A 2748-nucleotide genomic window follows, 5' to 3' on the forward strand; every position below is an offset into this window, starting at 1 on the left:
TTAGTATAGTTGGAGAACTTTTAACTATTGACTCAGAGAAATCATTTTTTAGTTTATTAAAAAGAGAATATAAAGAACTATTTCCAAGATTAGGAGATAGAACTAGATTTAATAGAACTAAAAGAAATTTACATTTAGTAATATCTAAAATAAGAGGATATATATCTGAATTTATGCAACTTTACTCTAACAATGTAAGAGTTATAGATAGTATGCCTATTCCTGTATGTGAATTTGGAAGAGCTCGTTTTAGTAAGTGTTTCAAAGGTGAAGCCTCCTATGGAATATGCGCTTCTAAAAAAGAAACTTATTTCGGATTTAAATTTCATGCACTTACTACTGTAGATGGATTTTTAACTGATTATGTTATAACTCCAGCAAACATAGATGATAGAAATGCGGTATGGGATTTATGCGATAAATATAGATCTATCTCTATAATCGGAGATAAAGGATATATTAACAAAAGGCTAACGCCTGAATTAAAAAGTGAAAGAGATATAGATTTACTATTCTTAAAAAGGGCAAATAGTAGAGATAACTATCCAAAAGAAGTAAGACAACTATTATTTAAAGTTAGAAGAAGGATAGAAACTAGTTTTTCTCAATTAACAGAACAATTAAATTTAAATAAGGTTAAAAGTAAATCAATGCTAGGATTTATGACTAGAACCTCAATAAAAGTTTTGGCTCATAATATTTCATTTCTAATAAATAAATTGATGAAAAATGATGATTCTATGGCTAAGATAAAAAGATTAGTATTTGGTTAATATTTACAAATACTAATCTTTATTGGATAGTGTTTTTTAAAAAAAATTATTTACTTTATTTTGAAAATAATTTTAACTAGCACAACAGATTAGATTAATTTAATTAACATACATACTATTTATTAAATCTGTTTCTAATCTATTATAAATTACTATTACAACTATTTCTTATATTAACAAATACATCTTCATTTTCTGTAAATAACTCATACATTTCTTCAAACTCAGGTATATCATAGCCATGTGAATCATCATTTCTTAATTTACGAAGTGTTTCTATAACTATTGCAGAATTTTTAGGCAATAAATTATGATACTCACAAGCCAAAAGATAATCATAAAAATTCTTAGATTTTATATTTAAATCAATAGTCTTATAATATAGCATAGCTTTTGTTAATTCCAAAAAGGAAACCATATAATTTTTAAAACCTTCCTTAATATACCTCTCCCATAAAGCTGGCATATCCTCTTTTGTGTATAACATTTTAAAATTTTGTAAATCATATAAACACGACCCAAAATCTCTATTTACAGCTTCTATAGAACTCCACGCTAATTTATTTTTAACTACCATACATATCCCTCCAATTTAATATATCTATAACATCGCTATTTTCAATATAAAAATTATTTAGATAATCTTTAAAATCTTTAGATTCATATATGATATCACCTTCAAATATATTTTTTCTAAGCTCTACTGTATAATTATCTGTAACAATTTTTAAATCTACATCAATATCTAATACATTTCTTAGAGATTCAGTCTTAATTGCAAGTTCTGTAATTGGTACTTTTTTAGCGGGTATCCATGCTATGTCTATATCACTATTATAGGTTGCTTTATCTGTACCAAAACTACCAAATATTATGATTGCTAGAGTATTTTCTTTTGGAAATATATTTACTATTGAGTCTTTAGTTTCCTGTGATATATTTCTCATCTCTAAATCACCTCTTATATATTTATAAAATTTATAGTACTAAAAAGGCTCTGGTCTTATAAAGTTTCCAGAGCTATTAATATTTATTCTTCTACAATCCCTAGTGCAACTTCAAGCATTTGCTTATTTCCTAAGTTATTATACCACATTTTATATATAGTTAAAACAGTTCACCTCTAAAGGACTTTTTACATTAATGAGTTAAAGTTATTTTCTAATATTCTTTGCGTGATTTGTCTCCTTTTACTTTTATTAAAACTACGACATTATTATAATAGTACTGTTACAAGCATTATACTGTATCTTTTAAGAAATATAGTATTTTCTTAATAAAAAACTAGCTATAAAAAATTTAATATGTACAATAGATTAACTAGAACAACTGGCTAATTTTAGAATTCTTTTACTATATTTTTCTATTTATTTATCTTCTTTAAATTTATGTATTATATAGATATATTAGAGCAAAATATTTACAAAATTATAATTTGGAGGTATGTTTTATGAGTTTAAAAACTCCTTTAAATCAAAATTTAGATATAAAATGCCCAAAATGTAATCATAAGTTTGTATACAATTTAAACTTAGATGATATAAAAGAAGTGAATTCAAATAAAAGCGTACAAAATGAAAAAACACAATATGAATTTCTATCTTATGTAATTTGTAAAAATCCTTTATGTAACTATGATATAGAATTAAAAGGATATATTTTTGAGTACCCCGAAAATACCGTTGATTCAGTAGAGTTAATTAAATTAAAGTAGATTAATTCTTGATAAGTTATAATAATGATTCTAGAGATGAAGCTAGACATACTAGTACGTTCAGTAAATTATAAACTATTATATATTTAACTCGTTGTGCTAGTTAAAATTTACAATAATAAAACTCCAACAAATATAGTAACCTAAGATTATAACCATTAATCTAAAGAAAGGCTACTATATGTTGGAGCTTAATAATTATTATATCCTAGACGTAAAAATTTAATTTTATAATAATTCCTCCATATATTTTCAGTAAAT

At 24.2% G+C, this 2748-nt stretch carries 4 protein-coding genes; 2 read left to right on the forward strand and 2 right to left on the reverse strand.

Annotated elements, in window-relative coordinates:
- The coding region (locus Q5F54_RS12650) for an IS982 family transposase (RefSeq protein WP_302334545.1) at positions 1-773 on the forward strand (773 nt) is incomplete at its 5' end.
- 142 nt (positions 774-915) lie between these two features.
- Here Q5F54_RS12650 and Q5F54_RS12655 read toward each other — a convergent pair.
- Both Q5F54_RS12655 and Q5F54_RS12660 read right to left on the reverse strand, forming a co-directional pair.
- Complete coding sequence (locus tag Q5F54_RS12655) at positions 916-1350, reverse strand: hypothetical protein (RefSeq protein WP_071120241.1); 435 nt, start codon at positions 1348-1350, stop codon at positions 916-918.
- Positions 1340-1720, reverse strand: a complete 381-nt coding sequence (locus tag Q5F54_RS12660; RefSeq protein WP_071120240.1) for a nucleotidyltransferase domain-containing protein — start codon at positions 1718-1720, stop codon at positions 1340-1342. Before Q5F54_RS12660 ends, Q5F54_RS12655 begins: the two co-directional genes overlap by 11 nt.
- Positions 1721-2223: 503 nt before the next feature.
- Between Q5F54_RS12660 and Q5F54_RS12665 the strand changes: the two genes are divergently transcribed.
- Complete coding sequence (locus tag Q5F54_RS12665) at positions 2224-2487, forward strand: hypothetical protein (RefSeq protein WP_071120239.1); 264 nt, start codon at positions 2224-2226, stop codon at positions 2485-2487.
- Positions 2488-2748: the final 261 nt, after the last annotated feature.

It is taken from the genome of uncultured Romboutsia sp. (assembly GCF_958366745.1).
GTDB lineage: Bacteria > Bacillota > Clostridia > Peptostreptococcales > Peptostreptococcaceae > Romboutsia > Romboutsia timonensis.